This is a genomic window from Corallococcus sp. CA047B (genome assembly GCF_003612065.1).
Lineage (GTDB): Bacteria > Myxococcota > Myxococcia > Myxococcales > Myxococcaceae > Corallococcus > Corallococcus praedator.
Map to the genome: position 1 here is coordinate 1 of NZ_RAWD01000604.1, position 2,130 is coordinate 2,130.

General features: G+C 72.6%; 3 protein-coding genes. 1 reads left to right on the forward strand and 2 read right to left on the reverse strand.

The window, feature by feature from the left end:
• The first annotated feature begins 50 nt into the window (after positions 1 to 50).
• Positions 51 to 800, forward strand: coding sequence for a glucose 1-dehydrogenase (locus D7X74_RS41475; RefSeq protein WP_120538415.1), 750 nt, complete (start codon positions 51 to 53; stop codon positions 798 to 800).
• Positions 801 to 819: 19 nt separating this feature from the next.
• Here the strand turns inward: D7X74_RS41475 and D7X74_RS41480 are convergent, their stop codons facing one another.
• Both D7X74_RS41480 and D7X74_RS41485 read right to left on the reverse strand, forming a co-directional pair.
• Positions 820 to 1,053: a hypothetical protein gene (locus D7X74_RS41480; protein ID WP_120538416.1), complete on the reverse strand. Its 234-nt coding sequence runs from the start codon at positions 1,051 to 1,053 to the stop codon at positions 820 to 822.
• Positions 1,054 to 1,082: 29 nt separating this feature from the next.
• Positions 1,083 to 1,925, reverse strand: coding sequence for a 2-oxo acid dehydrogenase subunit E2 (locus tag D7X74_RS41485; protein WP_120538417.1), 843 nt, complete (start codon positions 1,923 to 1,925; stop codon positions 1,083 to 1,085).
• Positions 1,926 to 2,130 lie beyond the last annotated feature (205 nt).

The following is a 2,130-nucleotide window of genomic DNA, read 5'->3' on the forward strand; positions in this document are numbered from 1 at the left end:
GGGCAGGGGCTTCGCGGGGCGCAAGGTTCCGCGCGTGAAGGAGCAGGACCATGGGCAGGCTCGACGGAAAAGTGGCGGTCGTGACGGGTGGGACGACGGGCATCGGCTTCGCGACCGCGAAGCGCTTCGCCAACGAAGGGGCGAAGGTGTTCCTCACCGGCCGCCGGCAGGCGGAGGTGGACCGGGCGGTGAAGGAGATTGGCCACGGCGCGGTGGGCGTCCAGGGGGACGTGGCGGTGATGGCGGACCTGGACCGGCTCTACGCGGTGGTGAAGCAGCAGGCGGGGCACATCGACGTGGTGTTCGCCAACGCGGGCCTGGGGGAGTTCGCGCCGCTGGGCTCCATCACGGAGGCGCACTTCGACAAGACCTTCGACGTCAACGTGAAGGGCACGCTGTTCTCCGTGCAGAAGGCGCTCCCCCTCCTGAAGGATGGCGGATCCGTCATCCTCACGGGCTCCATCGCGGGCTCGGATGGCTCGCCGGCCTTCAGCGTCTACGGCGCCACCAAGGCCGCCATCCGCTCGTTCGCGCGGACCTGGGCGTCCGACCTGAAGGAGCGCCGCATCCGCGTGAACACCCTCAGCCCGGGCCCCATCGACACGCCGGGACTCAACGGGCTGGCGCCCGACGCGAACGCGGCGGCCCAGCTCAAGCAGCACCTGACGAACACCATCCCGCTGGGCCGCATGGGCGAACCGGACGAGGTCGCCAAGGTGGCGGTGTTCCTCGCCACGGACGACAGCAGCTTCGTCAACGGCACGGAGCTGTTCGTGGACGGCGGCTCCGGGCAGGTCTGAGCGCGCAAGGGCGCGGGCTTCAGCCTTCCTTGCCGCCCTCCGGGTTCGACGCGCCCAGCTTGCGCAGCTTCGCGGCGAAGGGGCTCTCGCCGTTCACCGGCAGGGGGCCTCCCGCCATGCGCTGGCGGCGCTCCATCGCGAGGGGCCCTTCCGCGGGGCCCTCCAGCGCTTCCTTCTCGAAACGGTCCTGGCCGCCCAGCACGCGCCCCACGGGGCGGGACGAGCCGACACGACGGTAGGGATCCACGGACATGGCGGTGACCTCCAGGTGACGTCCCCGTTCTACCGCGCTTCCGCCCCGGGTGCATCCCACCCCCGGGGGTCCTCCAGCGCCCCGCCGATGTGCCGGAGCACCCGCGCCGCCAGGTCCACGTCGATGAGGCGCGCGTCCCAGGTGCAGGTGAGCGTCATCGCCTTGCCGGGCACCAGCGCGCCCGCCTCCACCACCGGCACGTCGCGCACCTTGCCCGGGGCCAGCAGCAGGGGCACGCGGGTGTAGGGCACCATCGCGACGAAGCCCTGCTCCAGGCCCAGCGAGCCCAGGTTCGTCACCGCCACGGAGCCGAACGGGTCGAAGGGCATGCCCACGAAGCGCAGGTCCACGTTCAGCCCGTACCAGACGAACGACAAGAGCCGCAGCGCGGGGCCCATCAACCACCCGGGCAGGAGCGACGAGCGGCGCTTGCCCCGTTCAATCTCCACGTCCTCGCGCGCCCGCACCCGCGACACCTTCGCCTCCAGCGCGTCGGTCAGGGCCTCCAGCGACAGTGCATCCGCGCGGTGCACGGTGGCGGTGGTCAGGTCCACCCGCGAGGAGCCCTGCGCCGGCTGCACCACCAGCACGCAGACGCCCACGTCCCGCCTTTGCCAGGGGCGGTTGCCACGCAGCACGACGTTCGCTTCGGGGTGGAGGCGCAGCGCGTCCGCGGCGGCCTTCGCCACCAGGTGCGTCACCGTCAGGCGCCGACCCGTCCGGGTGCGGTGCGAGGCCATGAACGCGAGGGCCGGCTCCATGCGGACCTCCAGCGAGGCATACGCGGTCGGGTCGCGGGGTGCGCGCCACGTGCCCAGCGCGAGCTTGCGGAAGGCGCTGGCGGGGGGCGCGGGTCTCAGGTCCAGGTTCATGAGGAGCCCCTGGCGGCATCGCACGCGGGTGAACGGCGCGCAACCGGAGCGCTGCGCGCGGCGGGGCGCCCCTGTTAGACACAGGGCCGCGAAGTCCTCCCCTTCCCCATGCCCCGAGGCACATCCGCATGAGCACCCTCGCCCTGGTCCTGTCCCTGGCCCTGCAGGCCGCGCCGCCCGCGAAGACGCCCCCCAAGCCCCCGGC